The following is a 16,048-nucleotide window of genomic DNA, read 5'->3' as shown; positions in this document are numbered from 1 at the left end:
TGAAGCACCTCACACCGCTGCCTCGCCCGGCAAAACCGTTGCGGCACAAGAAAAGTGTTCAGATGCTGTCGGCGATCGCGACCGTCAGCACCCCGTTGGCGGCGTGCTGGACGGTTCCCTCCACCTCGTAGACCTCGCCGAGCAGGTCCGCGGTGATCACCTCGGCGGGCGACCCCGACGAATGCACCGTTCCCTCGTGCAGCACGACGATCCGGTCCGCGATCCGGGCCGCGAGCGACAGGTCGTGCACCACGGCGACCACCGCCGCGGGCTGGTCGCGGGCGAGCTCCCGGACGATCCGCAGCACCCGCAACTGGTTGCGCAGGTCGAGATTGCTCGTGGGCTCGTCGAGCAGCAGCACGTCGGGTCTGCGCGTCATCGCCTGCGCCAGGCCGACCATCTGGCGCTGCCCTCCGGAGAGATCGGACAGCCGCCGGGTGGCGAGCCCGTCCAGGCCGAGCGTCAGCAGGGTCGCCGCCACTCGGTCGTCGTGGTCCCGTCTGCCGCCGCCCAGCTTCCGGGCGACCAGCACCGCCTCGAAGACCGTCAGCGAGCTCGGCGGCGGCGGATCCTGGGGCAGGTAAAGGATTCCGCCGCCGTCCGGGCGTGCGGCCGCGTCGCGCCCGGACAGCCGGACTCTCCCCCGGACCCGGTGGAACCCCGCGACGCACCGCAGCAACGTCGACTTCCCCGAACCGTTGGGCCCGACGATCGCGGTCACCTCCGGCGCCCGCACCTCGGGCAGCGTCACCTCGCGCAGCACCGGAGTGCGCCCGTAGCCGAACGCGAGCCGTTCGACGTGCAGGGTCAGGTCCACAGCGTCCTCCTGCGGGACAGGATCAGCCCGAGAAAGACCGGCACCCCGACGATCGAGGTGACGATCCCGACCGGGACGAGCACGCCGGGCACGAGCAGTTTCGCCACCAGCGACGACGCGCACAGCAGAAAGGCCCCGCCGAACAGGGACGCGGTGCCGAAATAGCGCTGGTCCTCCCCCACCAGCATCCGCGCGATGTGCGGGCCGACCAGCCCGACGAACCCGATGCTGCCCGCGATCGACACCGCCGTCGCCGCGACGAGGGAAATCCCCGCCAGCACCACGATCCGCACCCGCTCGACCCGCACGCCCAGCGCCCGCGCCCGGTCGTCGCCGAGCCGCATCGCGGTCAGTTTCCAGGAAGCCCGCAGCACCAGCGGAACCGCGACGAGCACGACGACCGCGAGCATCCCGACCTGCGGCCAGGTCGCCCGGCTCAGGCTGCCCAGCGTCCAGAACACGACCTGCTGCAGCTGCGCTTCCGACGCCACGTACTGCATCAGCGACAGCAGCGCGGTGAACAGGAACACCATCGCGATCCCCAGCAGCACCATGGTTTCCGTGTGCGGGCCGCGCACCACGCTGAACGCGATGATCACCGCGCTGGTCAGCATCGCGAAAATCCACGCCATCCCGGCCGTGCCGACCAGCCCGAGAACCGGGATCGCCGACACGCCCGCCACCAGGCTCAGCGCCGCCCCGAAACTCGCCGCGGCCGACACCCCGAGCGTGAACGGCTCGGCCAGCGGATTGTTCAGCACGGTCTGCATCTCCGCCCCGGCCAGCGACAACGCCGCGCCGACGAGAATGGCCGTCGCCGTCATCGGCATCCGGAGGTGCCAGACGATCTCCGTGTCCATCGCCGGCGCGTCCCACGGCGTGAAGATCGCCCGCACCGTGTCCCCGATTCCGAGCGCCTCGCCGCCGACCGCGATGTCCGCCACGGCCACGGCAATCGTCAGCAGCACCAACGCCGTCACGGTCAGCCGTTTGCGCCGGGCCCGGCCGCGGTGTGCGTCGACGACCTCCGCGACGCGGACTTCCGGGCTCGCCAGTTCAGCCTGAGCCGTCACGGCAGCTCCGTCCAGAACGTGCCCTGGTACGGGACCGGCAGGAATTTCGCGTGCAGCTCACGGATCGTCGCGTCGGGATCGACGTCCTGGAACAGGTCCGGGTGAAGCCACTTGGCGAACCACTCCACAGCAAGGAAGTTGTACGGCGAATCGTAGAAGTGGTGCCACGCCGCGTACGTCCGATGCTCGCGAACCGCTTTCAGCTGCGGGAATCCCGCCTGTTTCCGGACGATCGACTGCAACTGGGCCTTCGCGTCCTCCGGCTTCTCGGCATACCCGAGCGACACGAACGAACCCGCCTTCGCCGGGGTGCCGGGCGCCCAGTCCGCACCGGTCGCGATGACGACGTCCGGGTTCCGGCTCAAGACCGTCTCCGGCGAAACCGTCCCCTGCCGCGTTTTCAGCACGTCGTCGGCCAGATTCGCCCCGCCCGCGAAGGTGACGATCTTGGCGAGATTGGACTTCGCGAAGCTGGAACAGCAGTCGAAATACCCCGGCGCACGCCACAGGAACGTCGGCGTCGGCGGCTGGTGCGCACTGTCCAGCCGCGACCGGACCCGATCTATGGCCGACTGGTAATAAGCCGCGAACGCGTCCGCCCGGGCGGTCCGGCCGGTCAGCTTGCCCATCAACCGCACCGACGGGACCGTGTTCCCGAGCGGATTCTCGAAGTAGTCGACCACGACGGTCGGAACGCCGACCCGGTCGAGCTTGTCCACGACGCCCGAATCCTGCGCCGCCTTGAAGTTCGCCGCGCTGATCACGAACACGTCCGGCCGGAGCCGGAGCGCCGCCTCGACCGAGAACGACCCGTCGTACACCTGCCCGGTGCGCTGGATCCGGTCGAGCCCGGGGAACGCCTTCCGGTACTGCTGCCAGGAATCGGGATCGTTCTGCTCCAGGTCGTTCGGCAACCCGACGATCCCCCGCAGCGGATCCTCCTTGTCCAGCAACGCGGTCGTGTACAGCATCCGCGCCCCGTCGAGCAGAATCCGCTTCGCCGGCACCGGAACCTCGACCTGCCGCCCCAGCACGTCGGTGAGCGGCTGTTTGGCAGCACCGGCGTCCGCGCCTTGCGGCGCCGAACACGCCCCGGCCGCCAGGACCGCCGCCAGCAGGACTGCGCCCGGCCGGAGCCGTTCCGGGCGTCGACGGAGCCAGGTCAGGAAGTTAGGCATGCCTTACCTTAACAGTGGACCCGCCGTGCGCAATGCCCTGACCGAATCGCCCCGATTCGGCCGGATTCATCCATGCGGAAACGAGAATGTGTCCCGCCCGATTCCGTGCGGACCAGAAGAACTGCGTTTCAGCGGGCTTGCTCGGGAGACCACTGCAGCAGGAACCGCAGCGCCTCTTCACTCGCCGAACCCGGTTCCGCGGTATAGGCGACCAGCAGCTGCTCCGGATGAGTGTCCACTGTGAACTGCTGCACGTCGAGTTCGAGTTTCCCGGCGACCGGATGGCGATAGACCTTCGACAGCGCACGCGGCCCGCGCACCTGGTGATCCGCCCACCACCGCCGGAAATCCGGGTCCCGCACGCTAAGCTCGCCGACCAGCGCGCTCAACGCGGGATCGTGCGGCGTGCGGCCGGCTTCCATCCGCAGCACCGAAACGCACTCGCGCGCGGCCCGCGGCCAATCGGCGTACAGCGACCGGAACGATTCGTCCACAAAGGTCAGTCGGATCAAATTCCGCTCAGCCACCGGCAATTTCTCGAAGTCAGTGAGCAAGGCGGCGCTTCCGCGGTTCCAGGCCAGCACGTCCATCCGGCGGTGCAGCACCATGGCCGGAACGTCGCGCATCGTGTCCAGCAACTGCCGCAGCCGGGGCGCGACCTCGGGCCGGGCCGGTTGCCGCGGGGAGACCGGCGCGACGTCGGCGACCGTGAAGAGGTACGCGCGTTCGTCCGGCGCGAGTTGCAGGGCATCGGCCAGCGCGTCGAGCACCGACCGGGAAACGCGGTTCGTGCGGCCCTGTTCGAGCCGCACGACGTAGTCGATGCTGAGGTGTGCGAGCTGAGCCAGCTCCTCGCGCCGCAACCCGGGGACGCGCCGCCGCCGTCCGTCGTCCGGATACCCTGCCTGCCGCGGATCGAGCGCCGCCCGGCGGGCGCGCAGGAAGTCGCCCAGTTCGCTTGCCATGCCACCAGTGTGCCGTGCGGGCGGGGCCGCTTGCCTGGTACTGGGATGCATAGGCAGCACTGTCCCTGGTTCGGCCCCTGGACCGCGCCGAAGCTGGAGACATGCGAAACGACATCTCCTTCCTCAGCAACAACCTCCGCATCGCCGCCCACCTCTATCTCCCCGACGCCCCCGGCCCGCATCCCGCGCTGGTCGTCGGGCACCCGGGCACCGGTGTCAAGGAACAGACCGCGGGCTCGTACGCCGAACTGATGGCCGCGCAGGGCTACGCCGCTCTCGCCTTCGACGCCGCTTACCAGGGCGAAAGCGAGGGCCTGCCGCGCGGACTTGAAGACCCCGCTCAGCGAGTCGAGGACTTCAAAGCCGCAGTCGGCTACCTGACCGGCCGCGAGGACATCGACCCCGCCCGGATCGGATTGCTCGGCATCTGCGCGTCCGGCGGCTACTCGCTGACCGCCGCCTCCACCGACCGCCGAGTGCGAGCCGTCGCCACGGTCAGCGCCGCCGACGTCTCCCGCCAGCTGCGCCTCGGCGCCGACGGAACCCAGGACCCGGCGGTGTTCGACGCGATGCTGACCGCTTCCCGCACCGCGCCCGGCGGCCTGCCGGTCTTCCCCGCGAACGAACAGGAAGCCCGCGCCGCCGGCCAGCACGCCTACGAAGGCTGGGAGTACTACTGCACCCCGCGCGGCGCGCACCCCCGCTCCGCCAAGACGCTGACCTGGGACAGCATCGACCGGCTCGCGTTCTTCGACGCGTTCGCACCGCTCTCGCTGCTCGGGCCGCGGCCGCTGCTGATGATCGTCGGCGACCGCGCCGAGACCGGGTGGATGAGCATCGAGGCGTTCCAGCGGGCGACTGGTCCGAAGGAGATGTTCCGCGTCCCCGGAGCGTCCCATGTGGACCTTTACGACCGCCCGGCGGCGGTCGGCCCGGCGGCGGAGAAGCTGGCCGAGTTCTTCGGCAAGCACCTGTGACCGTTGGGCGGCTTGGTCTCTACTGTCCGGCGCTCCCGGAAACAGTGTCGAGCGGACGCTCGAAGAAGGTCTCCAGGACGACGATCGCCTGGGTGCTCGTGACTCCGTCGATCGCGTAGAGGCGACGAAGCGATGCCTGCAGCTCCTCCGTAGTCGACGTGCGGATCTTCACCAGCAGAGCCGCCGGGCCCGCGATGACGTGCGCCTCGACGACCTCGGGGAGCGCCTCGATCGCTTCGCTCGTCGGCGAGTCACCCATCCAGGCATTGGCCTCCACCAGCACGAAGGCCGCCACTCCCCGGCCGACCGCCGCCGGATCGACGTCGACGGTGGTCCGCCGGATGACGCCCTGTTCGCGCAGCTTCCGCACCCGCTCGTGCGCGGCGCCCGCGGACAATCCCACGGCCTGCCCCAGCGCGGCATAGGCCTGGGTGGCGTCGCGCTGCAGCTCGGCGAGGAGTTTGCGATCCAAGTCATCCACTCCTTGACGATACCAGGTTCAGCAAGACAAGCTCTCAACGAGATGACATTCAGAACCTGGGGGTAATCAGTGGACCTGGTCAAGACTGAGTTCGCAGTGCTGGACGAGCGGTTCGCGCGCTGCAACGGGGACGAGTGGATGCAGCGCCTGCACACCGGATGCCGCTGGACCGAGGGACCGGTCTATTTCCCGGCCGGCCGATACCTCGTGTTCAGCGACATCCCGAACGACCGGACCTTGCGCTGGGACGAAACCACCGGCCAGGTCGGCGTGTTCCGGCAGCCCTCGGGCTACGCCAACGGCCACACCAGAGACCGCGCGGGGCGGCTGGTCAGCTGCGAGCAGGGCCACCGCCGCGTCACGCGCACCGAACCGGACGGCAGCGTGACCGTACTCGCGGAGCACTATCGCGGCCGACGGCTCAACAGCCCTAACGACGTCGTCGAACGATCCGACGGATCCATCTGGTTCACCGACCCGAGCTACGGCATCGACAGCGATTACGAGGGCTACCAAGCAGAAAGCGAGATCGGTGCCTGCCACGTCTACCGAGTCGACCCGGCGGACGGAGAGGTCCGGATCGTCGCAGATGACTTCGAACGCCCCAACGGACTGGCCTTCTCCGCGGACGAGAGCAAGCTGTACATCGCGGACACGCGGCAAAATCCCAGCCACATCAGGGTTTTCGACGTCACCGACAACGGCAAGCTCACCGGCGGCGAGGTATTCGGCACTTCCGACAACGGCGGCTTCGACGGGCTCAGGGTGGACACCGCAGGACGAGTCTGGGCAGCCGCCCACGACGGACTGCACTGTTTCGCTCCCGATGGCACCCGCATCGGCAAGCTGCTGGTGCCGGAGATCTGCTCGAACCTGACCTTCGGCGGAGCGCGCCGCAACGAACTGTTCATCACCGCGTCCAGTTCGGTCTACACCTTGCGCGTCAACTTCAACGGGGTTCGCTGACCGGAATCGCCCACCCGGCAACTTGATCGCGAACGGCTTCGGCCTGAGGCGGGGACGGTCGACTCCGGTCAACGCACTCTCGCTTGTTCCCCGTGCGACGAGACGCTCACCGCTATGCTCGGGAGCCACAGGAGGGGACGGGATGGCGGTCAGACTCCGGGTTTCGCCCGGCAAGCGCGGAGCTCACCGGAGCATCGAGTCGGCACTGCGCAGTGCCGCCGGGCGGCGGGGGTCGTGCGTTGTCGAGGTGGATCCGGGGCGTTATCCGGAAAGCCTGTTCGTGCAGGGGGACGTGCGGATCGCCGCGCGGCAGCCCGGGACGGTGGAGATCTGCCCGCCGACCGGTGCGGGCGTCGTAGCCTCGGGCACCGTCCGGCTGGAGGGCCTCGTGCTCCGGGCGCGGGACAACGACGTGGCCCGTTGTGCTGCCGGCACCCTCGCGATCAGCGCGTGCACCCTCGTCGCGCACGGGGACACCGCCGCGTTGCACGGGCCGCCCGGCAGTTCGGTCACGGTGACGGACACCGAGTTGCAGTACGGCCGCGCACTCTTCACCGGTTCGCACGCCCTGCTCGAACGCTGCGTGTTCACCGACTCCGCCAACACCGGGCTGTGGGCCACCGCCGGCGCCGACGTCACCGTGCGCGACAGCCGATTCGACCGGTGCCGGGTCCACGGCCTGCTCTCCCGCGGTTCCCGCGTCACCGTGACCGGCTGCCGGTTCACCAGCACCGGCGACGCCGCGGTCGCCGCGGACCAGAACGGGAGCCTCGACGTCGCCGACTGCCGTATCGAAGCCGCCCAGACCACCGGCATTCGCTACGCCCAGGGGGCCCGCGGCACGATCACCGGCACGCACGTCGGCCCGACCGACACCGGGCTGGTGGTCGCCGACGGCGCCGACCCGCTCGTGCGCGGATGCACCTTCGAAAACCCCCGGGTGGCCGGAATCGATGTGAACACCCGCGGGGCCGGACGGTTCGAGAACGTCACGGTCCGGCAGGCGCGGAAGTTCGGCATGTTCGTGGCCACCCAGGGCACGCCGGTCCTGAGCGGCTGTCGCTTCGACGGCGGCAACATCGGGATCTACGTCGAGAACGCGCGCCTGGTCGCCGCCGACACCGTCATCGAGGGGTTGGACAACACCGCCGTGCGGTTCGCGGGCCAGGGGAATTCCGAACTGACCCGGCTGCACGTCGCGCGCTGCCCCGTCGCGGTCGAGGCCAACGGAACCGCCGACGTTCAAGTCACCGACGCACGAGTGCGCGACTTCGAGCTCGTGGGAATGCTCGGGCACGAGAATTCGTCGATGCGCGCCGCGAACTGCAGTGTGTCCGGCGGCCAGATCGCGTTCAGCGCGAGCAGCAGCGCCCATCTGGACCTGCACGACTGCGAGGCCAGCGACACCGAACTCAGTGGCGGGGCCGTGTTGGGCAAGGCGACGCTGACCGCACGGCGACTCACTGTTTCCGGGTCGCCGTCCATGGGCGTCTTCGTCGCGGAGAAGGCCAACCTGGTTCTCGACGACAGCGTCTTCACCGGCACGACGACCGCCGGCCTGAATTTGCACGGCGCGACGGCTCTCGTCCGCAACGTCGACGTCAACGGGTCCGAGGGCTGCGCCGTGCACCACAACGGCAGCGCCGTGCTGAAAGAGTTCCGCTCGCCGCTGCGGGTGATCGAGGTCGAGCCGAAGCCCGAGCCACCGCAGATCGTGCACAATTACCACGGCCCGGTCATCCACGGGGACGTCGTCCAGTCCGTGCTCACCTGGGGCAACACCGTCGTCCAGCAAGCGACACCCGACCACCGCACCTGACCGGGAGGAAACCCGTGCCCACCGAAGAACACCATCACCACGGCCCGGTCATCCACGGCGGCGTGCACAATTCGCAGCTGGCGTGGAACAACCGGAACGTCACGCAGAACCTCGCGCACACCGAGCAAGTGGCGCCCGGGTTCGAAACCGTCGCCGAGGTCGTCGCCGAGGTCAAGCGGCAACTCGGCAGCCTCGGGCTGCCCGAAGCGGACGCCCGCGACGCCCGCGAAACCGCCGACGCCGTCCTCGCCGAGGTGGTCAAGCCGGAGCCGGACCGAGGCATCGTCCGCAAGGGCCTCACCGCGTTGAAGGGCCTGCTGGCCCAGCTCGCGATGGGCCTGCTCACCGGAGCACACGAGGGCGCCGTCGAAACCGGCAAGAAGCTGGTGCACGCACTCAGCCAGCTGCCTCTCTGAGGTTCGCCTCCCCGCCCTTCACGGTCTACAGTGGACGGTCAGAAGCCCGGTGCCTTGCCAGGATTCATGATCCCGCGCGGATCAAGCGCCGTCTGGAACGTCTCGTCGGCGGCCCGCCACACCCGCGGGCGCGCTCGGCAGCCGGATAGGCCAGCCGCCGGACTTCGAGAAGCTGAGCCGCCTCGACGCGGACCGCGGCTTCCTTCGCGTCGGCCGGATCGAGCTGGGCGATGAGCATGGCCTGGGTCCTTCTTCGCCTACCGGGTTTCGCCGAAGATCCGCCGGTAAGCGCCAGGCGTGGTTCCGAGCCGTGCCCGGAAGTGGCGGCGCAGGTTGACCGCCGAGGCGAGCCCGACCCGGTTGGCGATGGTCTCCACCGGAAGGGCGGTCTGTTCCAGCAGCACCCGTGCCGCGTCGAGGCGCTGGCCGAGCAGCCACTGTCCCGGGCTGGTGCCGAGTTGCTCGGTGAACCGCCTGGCGAGCGTCCGGTTCGACAGCCCGGCCCGTCCGGCGAGCCGGGCCACGGTCAGTTCGGTGTCGAGCTGAGTGGTGGCCCACTGCAGCAGCGGGGCCAACGACTCGTCGGCTCTCGGCGGGGCGGGCTGCGCGGCGTACTGGAGCTGGCTGCCGTCCCGATGCGGCGGCAGCACCATGTTCCGGGCGATCCGGGCGGCGTGTGCCGCGCCGTGGTCCGCACGGACGAGGTGCAGCAACAGGTCGATCCCCGCCCCGGTTCCGGCGCTGGTCGCCACGTCGCCGTGGTCCACGTAGAGCACGTCCGGGTCAACCGTCACCTCGGGGAAAGCGGCGGCGAGCCGGTCGGTTTGGCGCCAGTGGGTGGTCGCGCGGCGTCCGTCGAGCAGTCCGGTCCAGGCGAGGACGAACGCCCCCGTGCAGATGGCCGCGATCCTCGCCCCTCGCCGGTGAGCGGCCCGCAGCGCCTCGGTGACGGCCGACGGCACCGGTGCGTCGGCCGGCTGCCAGCCGGGGATGATCACGGTGTCCGCCTCCTGCAGGGCCTCGAGCCCGCAGTCGACGAGCATCGTGTAACCGGCGGTGGTCCGCAGCGGACCGGGACACTCGGCGCAGATCCGGAAGTCGTAGCGGGCAGGCACGTCCTCCCAGGCGGTGCCGAAGACCTCGGCGGCACACGCGAGTTCGAAGGGCGACTGGGGCGCGTTGAGCAGGGCTGCCACCCGATGACGGGCCATGGCAGGAATATACCCAAGGATGTCATTTTGGACTCTCGGCATCGAAGCCAGCCCCCGGTCACAGTGGTCGGATGAGCGAAGCCAGTGGAACAGGCGTGTCGCGGACCGAGGTCCAGGTTGACGGTGCAGCGGCCAGCTACTTGACCGCGGGGCGGGACGGCCCGGTGGTGCTGCTGCTGCACGGGACTACGACTCCTGGCCGGCACCCCACGTGGCACGGTTCCGGGACCCGGCGGTCGCAGCGGCCGTCACCGCCGACGAACTCCTCGCCGCCCGCCGGCAGGCCGTGGCCTCGGCACTGGCAGACGCCGCCACCGAACAGCTGATCGCCGAGTATCTGGATCCGTGGACGAACCCCCGGGTCCGCCGCTCCTGGCTGACGATGGCGGGCGCGGCCGACAACCGCTACACCCTCGATCTCGTCCCCGCGCTGCGCCGGTCCACGACGCCCAAACTGCTGATCTGGGGCGCGGACGACAGCTTCGAAAAAGTGGAGTACGCCGAGAAATTCGCCTTGGAGATCCCGCGAACCACGCTCGTGCGCATCCCGCGAGCGGACCACATCCCCACGGAAAACGCCCCTGGCCAAATCGCCAAAGCCCTCGCCGATTTCTTCACAACGTAGCCGTCATTGCGACGCAGTAAGCGTCCACCTACGGTCGGCGACGGTCCAGCGGCGGGCCGGGTCGCGGTGCATAGCGGTCAGTGCCCGGCCGAGGGCGGGGTCCATCGCCGCGATCAGCCAGTCGGTCCGGTCCCAGGTGCGAATCAACGCCCGCCACACCATCGAACTCGACGCCAGCCACGCGTCGCTGGCATCCCAGCCCAGCCCCATCGCCGACCTGATCGACACCGCCGCCCGCGCCTGACCGGCGTCGCCCTTTCCGAGGTGTCGGCAAACGAGCGTTTGCCGACACCGCCCTGCTGCTGGAGAACTCCTGCAGCAGGGCCCATGGCCACTGGACCAGAAAAGTGTTCCAGACAGTCAGCACCGGCGGCCGGGTCATTCCAGGCCGACGAACATCGTCTCGTGCAGGCGGCCGACGTGGGCGCGCACGACGCGGGCCGCCGTTTCCGGGCGGCCGGCTTCCAGCGCGTCCACCAGTCTCGCGTGCTCCCGGTTGGACTCGCGCAGTTTCGGCATCGGGTACGGCAGGTAAAACCGGTGCAGTTCCCTCAGCACGACCTCGTACTGCCGCACTGCCGCGGCCGGCCCCGGCACCGCCACCGCGCGGTGGAACTCCGTGTCCAGTTCGTGAAACTCGGCCCAGCCGGCTGCATCGCGCATCCGGGCCACCAGCTCCCGCAGGCGCGGGACGTCCGGCGACCGAGTGGCCGCCAGCTGCGCCAGCCCGGACTCCAGCACCAGCCGGTGGTCGATCAGCTCCCGCACCTCGGCGGCCGACGCCCGGTACGCGCCCACCTCCCGCACCCGCCGCACCGGCGGGTGCTCGGCCACCAGCGTGCCGCCGCCCCGGCCGCGACGGCGTTCGATCACGCCGTCCTCGGCCAGGGATTCCAGTGCCCGCCGCACGGTGATCTCCGCGACGTCCAGCGCCCGCGCGATCTCCGCGTTCGACGGCAGCCGCTCCCCCGGCGCCAGCAGGCCCAGCTCCACCGCGAGCGCGATCCGCGCGCGCACGGTGTCCAAAGCGGACAGCCGCCGGATCCCGGTCACCGCGGGGGAATTGAGGTCTGCCGTGGTCATGCGACGACCGTACCGCACAAAGTGCTCATGATGAGCACTCTTGTTTAAGTGTTCAAGATGGTCTATTTTCCGTCCATGCCGCGACCACTGCCGATCGCCCTCGCCCAGGCGCCGCCCCGGCCCGCCGGAACCCCCGGGTTCGCCGGCGAGGTCGAGTCCCTGCTGAACCGGTTCCCGGGCACCCGCCTGGCCGCCTTCCCCGAACTGCACCTCTGCGGCGTCGACGGCGAAGGCGACGACCGCACCCGGCAGCTCCGCGAAACCGCCGAACCGCTGCACGGCCCCCGGACCCGGGAACTCGCCGAACTGGCCGGGGATCTCGGGATCTGGCTCGCGCCCGGCACGGTGTGCGAAGCCGGCGACCGCGGCGAACTGTTCAACACCGCCCTGCTCTTCTCCCCCGGCGGCGAACTGGCCGGCTGGTACCGCAAGATTTTCCCCTGGCGCCCCCACGAGCCGTACGACCCCGGCGACCGTTTCGTCGTCGCCGACCTGCCCGGCACCGGCCGCATCGGCTTCTCGATCTGTTACGACGCTTGGTTTCCCGAAGTCGCCCGGCACCTCGCCTGGATGGGCGCCGAGATAGTGCTCAACCCCGTCCAGACGACCACTCCGGACCGCGCGCAGGAACTCGTGCTCGCCCGGGCGAACGCCATCGTCAACCAGGTCTTCGTCGCGAGCGTGAACACCGCCGGGCCGTTCGGCCGCGGCGACAGCGTCCTCGTCGGGCCCGAGGGCGAGGTTCTCGCCGCGTTGCCCGGCGAAGCCGAAGGCGTCCTGGCGCACACGATCGACCTCGACGACGTGCCCCGCGTCCGCCGCGAGGGCACCGCCGGAACCAACCGGATGTGGGCGCAGTTCCGCCCCGCCGACGCCCCTGTGCACCTGCCGCTCTACCAGGGCCGGATCGACCCGGGCCGCTGGAGCCCCCGAGGAGAAGACGACCGATGACCGCCACGTCCACCGCCCCGGCCGCGCTGCGGCGCCGGCTCGGCCTTCCCGGCGTCGTCCTGTTCGGCCTCGCCTACATGGCCCCGCTGATCGTGCTCGGCACGTTCGGCATCGTCGCCGCGACCACCGCGGGCACCGTGCCTTCCGCCTACCTGCTCGCCCTCGTCGCGATGCTGTTCACCGCCGCGAGCTACGGGAAAATGGCGGCCGCGCACCCGGTCGCCGGCTCGGCCTACACCTACGTCCGGAAAGCCATCGACGCGCGCGCCGGTTTCCTCGTCGGCTGGGCGGTGCTGCTCGACTACTTCTTCCTGCCGATGGTGATCTGGCTGATCGGCGGCGCCTACCTGTCGGCGGAGTTCCCCGGAGTGCCGCGCTGGGTCTGGCTGATCGCTTTCATCGTCCTGACGACGCTGCTCAACGTGCTGGGCATCAAAGTCGCCGAAAAAGCCAACTTCGTGCTGATGGCGTTCCAGCTGCTGGTGATCGGCTTCTTCGTCGCGCTGTCGATCAGGCATGTGCTGCACGCCGGCGAGGCGCTAGCGAGCACGCAGCCGTTCTTCCACGCGGGCAGCACGCTGGGCACGATCTCCGGCGGCGCCGCGCTGGCGACGTACTCGTTCCTCGGCTTCGACGCCGTGACGACGCTGACCGAGGAAACCACCGAACCGCAGCGGACGATCCCCCGCGCGATCCTGCTCACCGCGCTGATCGGCGGCGGGATCTTCGTGGCCCTCGCCTATTTCACCCAGCTGGCCCACCCGGGCAGCGCGTTCGCCGACGAATCCTCGGCAGCCTTCGAAATCGCCACCACGATCGGCGGCGACCTTTTCGCGTCGGTCTTCCTGGCCGGTCTGGTGGTCGCGCAGTTCGCGTCCGGGATCGCGGCACAAGCCAGCGCGTCGCGGCTGATGTTCGCCATGGGCCGCGACGGCGTGCTGCCGCGCGTTTTCGGCAAACTCCACCCGCGGTTCGCGACACCGGCCTTCGGCATCCTGCTCACCGGAGCGGTCGGGCTGGCAGCGCTGGCACTGGACGTGAGCACGTCGACCTCGTTCATCAACTTCGGCGCGTTCACCGCGTTCACGTTCGTCAACCTCAGCGTGCTCGCGACCTGGCTGCGCGACCGCACCGGAAAGCGAGCGCTGACCTGGCTGGTCTTCCCGCTGATCGGCGTCGTGGTGGACCTGTGGCTGCTGGTCAACCTGGACGGCATCGCGCTGGTCTTCGGCCTGGTGTAGCTGGGCATCGGAATCGTGGTGCTGGCCGCGATCACCCGCGGATTCCGCCGTCCACCGCCGGAGATGACCTTCGACGAGTAGCCCGGAAACGTTGGCCCTTCCTGGGAAACACGTTCCGCGTTCGCTGCGACGGCGTTGGTCGGGTGGGCGCGCCGTTGCCGTTGCCGTTGAGCTGCTGCGCACGCCTCTAGCGACGATGAGGGCGTCGCTGGACGTCGCGATCGCCAAGCCCCATTCAGCCGCTTCGACAATCGCGCTCACGGACCGGCTGCGTCCCCAGCTGGATCGAGTCGATCACCTGCTCGACGGATTTCTCGTGCTGGCCAGAGCGCAACACGGGGCGCTGGCCGATGCTGACCGGGTCGACCTCGGCGAACTCGTCGACGCGGCACGGCGCGAACGTTTCGCCGACATTCGCGAGAAAGGCTTGACCGTGACGGTGGACCTGCCCCCGGCGACGACGGCCCAGGGCAGCCCGGCCCTGCTCGCGCGGTTGGTGGACAACGTCATCGACAACGCCGTAGCGCACAACGAGCAAGGCGGCTGGATCGAGGTCACCGGGTCCGCGACCGAGGAGGAGACCGTGCTGGCCGTCGAGACCGGCGGACGCGTCCTCGACCAACGAGAGGTCGACCGGCTGGCCCAGCCCTTCGAACGGCTGGGCGAGGAACGCACCGGCTCCTCAGGACTCGGCCTGTCGATCGTGGCCGCCGTCGCCGCCGCCCACCGCGGCCGGCTCGCGCTGTTCGCCCGTCCCGAAGGCGGCCTGCGCGTGACGATCACCCTGCCGGCCGTGAAGACGCCGGTCCCGGCATGAGGATCCTCGTCGTCGAAGACGACCGCGCCCTCGCCGAGGTCGTCGCGGAGGGGCTCCGGGACCAAGGAATGGCGGTCGACCTCGCCGGCGACGGACTGACTGCCTCCGCCAAACTCGAACTCACCGCGCACGACGTCGTCGTCCTGGACCGAGACCTGCCCGGTCTCCACGGCGACACGCTGTGCCAGATGATCACCGAACGGGCGGACCGGCCGATGGTGCTGATGCTGACCGCGGCGAGCGCGCCCGGCGACCGGGTCAGCGGGCTGACTCTGGGCGCCGACGACTACCTCTCCAAGCCCTTCCACTTCCCGGAGCTGATCCTGCGCATCCAGGCGCTCGCCCGTCGCAAACCGCACGCACGTCCCCGAACCCTGCGCACGGCAGGGATCGAGCTGGACCCGGTACGCCGCACCGTCGTACGCGACGGACGACAACTCAGCCTCTCGGTGAAGGAGTTCGCGGTTCTCGAAGCGCTGCTGCGGGCGAGTCCCGGTTTCCTGAGCGCCGAGACCCTGCTCGAACAGGTGTGGGACGAGAACGCCGACCCGTTCACCAACACCGTCACGGTCACGGTCGGCCGGCTGCGGCGCAAGCTCGGCAACCCGCCGATCATCACCACGACCCCGGGAATCGGCTATCGGATCGCCTAGCCGGCCGACCCGCGAGGGCACGCGGCGGAATAATTCGATCTTTGCATCTCCATTTGCCGAACTGGGCGATCCACATATCCATCTCGGCGCTGTGAGACGTTGACTCGCGTTTCTCCCCATTTCCTCGGCGGGACTGAAAACTAATGGTGGAGTCGGGTACGCGACTGCCCCTTTTCGAGCGCGGGCGGCAGTGATGTCGCGGGGTCAATCGTCGGCTGCGACGAGGAGAGTGAGCGACGCCGCGGGCCGGTCGATGACGACGAGTTCGTGGTAGTCGATATGGATCGGGCCATAGTCGTGGAGCGCGTCCTCCGCAAGCTGTCCCAACAGGTATGTGCTGGTCGCCTTGCGGATCGGGCGGTAGATCTCCTGGCGCAGGCGTGCTTCGAGCGGCTCTGGGACGTTCCCGTGCTGGCTGGCCCAGGAGCGGATGACGCCGACTGCCGTCGCGGCATCGACCGTCTCGTAGTCGTCCGGGGTGATGCGATGAAGCCACCACTGGCCATGGCGCGGCCAGTCTTGAACGCCGGCACCGTCGTACGTGTCCCGAAACTGAGGGTGTGCGATCAAGGCCGCTAGTACATCTCGGTCCTGCGGCGCCTCGGCCGGCAACTGGAAATGCTTGGCATCAACCCAGCGGTAGCCATGATGGGATCCCTCGCCGAAGTCGAAGTCCCGGAAGTTGATGAAGAGACTGACCAGATGGACGAGGGCGGACATCGATTCCATGCTCGTCATCGTAGGTCGCGCCGTGTCCTCGATCCGCCGGAGCGAG

19 protein-coding genes are annotated in these 16,048 nt (G+C 69.5%); 9 read left to right on the top strand and 10 right to left on the bottom strand.

What is annotated here, in order from left to right; translation table 11 throughout:
* Positions 1-58 precede the first annotated feature (58 nt).
* From FKO37_RS19170 to FKO37_RS19155, 4 genes are all read right to left on the bottom strand, one after another.
* Entirely contained in the window at positions 59-817 is a 759-nt protein-coding gene (locus FKO37_RS19170) for an ABC transporter ATP-binding protein (protein WP_238605307.1), read from the bottom strand.
* The gene (locus tag FKO37_RS19165; protein ID WP_238605306.1) at positions 808-1,890 is read right to left on the bottom strand and encodes an iron ABC transporter permease; all 1,083 of its coding nucleotides are present in this window, start codon (positions 1,888-1,890) and stop codon (positions 808-810) included. The genes FKO37_RS19170 and FKO37_RS19165 overlap by 10 nt, the downstream gene beginning before the upstream one ends.
* Positions 1,887-3,068: an ABC transporter substrate-binding protein gene (locus FKO37_RS19160; RefSeq protein ID WP_238605305.1), complete on the bottom strand. Its 1,182-nt coding sequence runs from the start codon at positions 3,066-3,068 to the stop codon at positions 1,887-1,889. Before FKO37_RS19160 ends, FKO37_RS19165 begins: the two co-directional genes overlap by 4 nt.
* Before the next feature lie 128 nt (positions 3,069-3,196).
* Positions 3,197-4,033: a helix-turn-helix transcriptional regulator gene (locus FKO37_RS19155; protein ID WP_238605304.1), complete on the bottom strand. Its 837-nt coding sequence runs from the start codon at positions 4,031-4,033 to the stop codon at positions 3,197-3,199.
* A 101-nt stretch (positions 4,034-4,134) separates the two neighbouring features.
* Between FKO37_RS19155 and FKO37_RS19150 the strand changes: the two genes are divergently transcribed.
* Positions 4,135-5,010 carry an alpha/beta hydrolase gene (locus FKO37_RS19150; protein WP_238605303.1) on the top strand — a complete coding sequence of 292 codons (876 nt, stop codon included), beginning with the start codon at positions 4,135-4,137 and terminating at the stop codon, positions 5,008-5,010.
* Positions 5,011-5,029: 19 nt separating this feature from the next.
* Here FKO37_RS19150 and FKO37_RS19145 read toward each other — a convergent pair whose 3' ends face one another.
* Entirely contained in the window at positions 5,030-5,491 is a 462-nt protein-coding gene (locus tag FKO37_RS19145; protein WP_238605302.1) for an Lrp/AsnC family transcriptional regulator, read from the bottom strand.
* Positions 5,492-5,560: 69 nt separating this feature from the next.
* On the opposite strand from FKO37_RS19145, the gene FKO37_RS19140 reads away from it, so the two are divergent.
* From FKO37_RS19140 to FKO37_RS19130, 3 genes are all read left to right on the top strand, one after another.
* Entirely contained in the window at positions 5,561-6,457 is an 897-nt protein-coding gene (locus FKO37_RS19140) for an SMP-30/gluconolactonase/LRE family protein (RefSeq protein ID WP_238605301.1), read from the top strand.
* 142 nt (positions 6,458-6,599) lie between these two features.
* Entirely contained in the window at positions 6,600-8,276 is a 1,677-nt protein-coding gene (locus tag FKO37_RS19135) for a right-handed parallel beta-helix repeat-containing protein (RefSeq protein WP_238605300.1), read from the top strand.
* A 14-nt stretch (positions 8,277-8,290) separates the two neighbouring features.
* Positions 8,291-8,692 (top strand): hypothetical protein, encoded by a 402-nt coding sequence (locus FKO37_RS19130; protein ID WP_238605299.1) that lies wholly within the window; start codon positions 8,291-8,293, stop codon positions 8,690-8,692.
* Between the two features lie 64 nt (positions 8,693-8,756).
* Here FKO37_RS19130 and FKO37_RS19125 read toward each other — a convergent pair whose 3' ends face one another.
* Together FKO37_RS19125 and FKO37_RS19120 are read right to left on the bottom strand one after the other, a co-directional pair.
* Positions 8,757-8,930: a hypothetical protein gene (locus FKO37_RS19125; RefSeq protein WP_238605298.1), complete on the bottom strand. Its 174-nt coding sequence runs from the start codon at positions 8,928-8,930 to the stop codon at positions 8,757-8,759.
* A 19-nt stretch (positions 8,931-8,949) separates the two neighbouring features.
* Positions 8,950-9,903 (bottom strand): helix-turn-helix domain-containing protein, encoded by a 954-nt coding sequence (locus FKO37_RS19120; protein ID WP_238605297.1) that lies wholly within the window; start codon positions 9,901-9,903, stop codon positions 8,950-8,952.
* A 211-nt stretch (positions 9,904-10,114) separates the two neighbouring features.
* Here FKO37_RS19120 and FKO37_RS19115 point away from each other — a divergent pair, with 211 nt between their 5' ends.
* On the top strand, positions 10,115-10,528 hold the full coding sequence (locus FKO37_RS19115; RefSeq protein WP_238605296.1) for an alpha/beta fold hydrolase: 414 nt from the start codon (positions 10,115-10,117) through the stop codon (positions 10,526-10,528).
* A 3-nt stretch (positions 10,529-10,531) separates the two neighbouring features.
* Here FKO37_RS19115 and FKO37_RS19110 read toward each other — a convergent pair whose 3' ends face one another.
* Together FKO37_RS19110 and FKO37_RS19105 are read right to left on the bottom strand one after the other, a co-directional pair.
* Positions 10,532-10,756: a hypothetical protein gene (locus FKO37_RS19110; protein WP_037819265.1), complete on the bottom strand. Its 225-nt coding sequence runs from the start codon at positions 10,754-10,756 to the stop codon at positions 10,532-10,534.
* A 150-nt stretch (positions 10,757-10,906) separates the two neighbouring features.
* Positions 10,907-11,611: a FadR/GntR family transcriptional regulator gene (locus FKO37_RS19105; protein WP_238605295.1), complete on the bottom strand. Its 705-nt coding sequence runs from the start codon at positions 11,609-11,611 to the stop codon at positions 10,907-10,909.
* A gap of 75 nt (positions 11,612-11,686) precedes the next feature.
* Here FKO37_RS19105 and FKO37_RS19100 point away from each other — a divergent pair, with 75 nt between their 5' ends.
* The 4 genes from FKO37_RS19100 to FKO37_RS19085 all read left to right on the top strand — a co-directional run bounded on the left by FKO37_RS19100 (position 11,687) and on the right by FKO37_RS19085 (position 15,273).
* Entirely contained in the window at positions 11,687-12,562 is an 876-nt protein-coding gene (locus FKO37_RS19100) for a carbon-nitrogen hydrolase family protein (RefSeq protein ID WP_238605294.1), read from the top strand.
* Entirely contained in the window at positions 12,559-13,803 is a 1,245-nt protein-coding gene (locus tag FKO37_RS19095) for an APC family permease (protein WP_238605293.1), read from the top strand. Before FKO37_RS19100 ends, FKO37_RS19095 begins: the two co-directional genes overlap by 4 nt.
* Before the next feature lie 196 nt (positions 13,804-13,999).
* Complete coding sequence (locus FKO37_RS19090) at positions 14,000-14,620, top strand: sensor histidine kinase KdpD (RefSeq protein ID WP_078870749.1); 621 nt, start codon at positions 14,000-14,002, stop codon at positions 14,618-14,620.
* On the top strand, positions 14,617-15,273 hold the full coding sequence (locus tag FKO37_RS19085; RefSeq protein ID WP_037819257.1) for a response regulator transcription factor: 657 nt from the start codon (positions 14,617-14,619) through the stop codon (positions 15,271-15,273). The genes FKO37_RS19090 and FKO37_RS19085 overlap by 4 nt, the downstream gene beginning before the upstream one ends.
* A gap of 204 nt (positions 15,274-15,477) precedes the next feature.
* Here the strand turns inward: FKO37_RS19085 and FKO37_RS19080 are convergent, their stop codons facing one another.
* Positions 15,478-16,002 (bottom strand): hypothetical protein, encoded by a 525-nt coding sequence (locus tag FKO37_RS19080; RefSeq protein WP_037819342.1) that lies wholly within the window; start codon positions 16,000-16,002, stop codon positions 15,478-15,480.
* Positions 16,003-16,048 lie beyond the last annotated feature (46 nt).

Origin of the sequence: Amycolatopsis sp. Poz14, from assembly GCF_006704225.1 — a bacterium.
Lineage (GTDB): Bacteria > Actinomycetota > Actinomycetes > Mycobacteriales > Pseudonocardiaceae > Amycolatopsis > Amycolatopsis nivea.
Note: the sequence above shows the minus strand (reverse complement) of the source record. Positions and strands in the feature narration are given on the sequence as shown.

Coding starts and splice junctions, on each gene's coding strand:
- FKO37_RS19100 (WP_238605294.1), top strand. CDS start 11,687: ATGCCGCGACCACTGCCGATCGCCCTCGCCCAGGCGCCGCCCCGGCCC.
- FKO37_RS19150 (WP_238605303.1), top strand. CDS start 4,135: ATGCGAAACGACATCTCCTTCCTCAGCAACAACCTCCGCATCGCCGCC.
- FKO37_RS19155 (WP_238605304.1), bottom strand. CDS start 4,033: ATGGCAAGCGAACTGGGCGACTTCCTGCGCGCCCGCCGGGCGGCGCTC.
- FKO37_RS19135 (WP_238605300.1), top strand. CDS start 6,600: ATGGCGGTCAGACTCCGGGTTTCGCCCGGCAAGCGCGGAGCTCACCGG.
- FKO37_RS19160 (WP_238605305.1), bottom strand. CDS start 3,068: ATGCCTAACTTCCTGACCTGGCTCCGTCGACGCCCGGAACGGCTCCGG.
- FKO37_RS19085 (WP_037819257.1), top strand. CDS start 14,617: ATGAGGATCCTCGTCGTCGAAGACGACCGCGCCCTCGCCGAGGTCGTC.
- FKO37_RS19105 (WP_238605295.1), bottom strand. CDS start 11,611: ATGACCACGGCAGACCTCAATTCCCCCGCGGTGACCGGGATCCGGCGG.
- FKO37_RS19125 (WP_238605298.1), bottom strand. CDS start 8,930: ATGCTCATCGCCCAGCTCGATCCGGCCGACGCGAAGGAAGCCGCGGTC.
- FKO37_RS19095 (WP_238605293.1), top strand. CDS start 12,559: ATGACCGCCACGTCCACCGCCCCGGCCGCGCTGCGGCGCCGGCTCGGC.
- FKO37_RS19080 (WP_037819342.1), bottom strand. CDS start 16,002: ATGGAATCGATGTCCGCCCTCGTCCATCTGGTCAGTCTCTTCATCAAC.
- FKO37_RS19090 (WP_078870749.1), top strand. CDS start 14,000: ATGAGGGCGTCGCTGGACGTCGCGATCGCCAAGCCCCATTCAGCCGCT.
- FKO37_RS19120 (WP_238605297.1), bottom strand. CDS start 9,903: ATGGCCCGTCATCGGGTGGCAGCCCTGCTCAACGCGCCCCAGTCGCCC.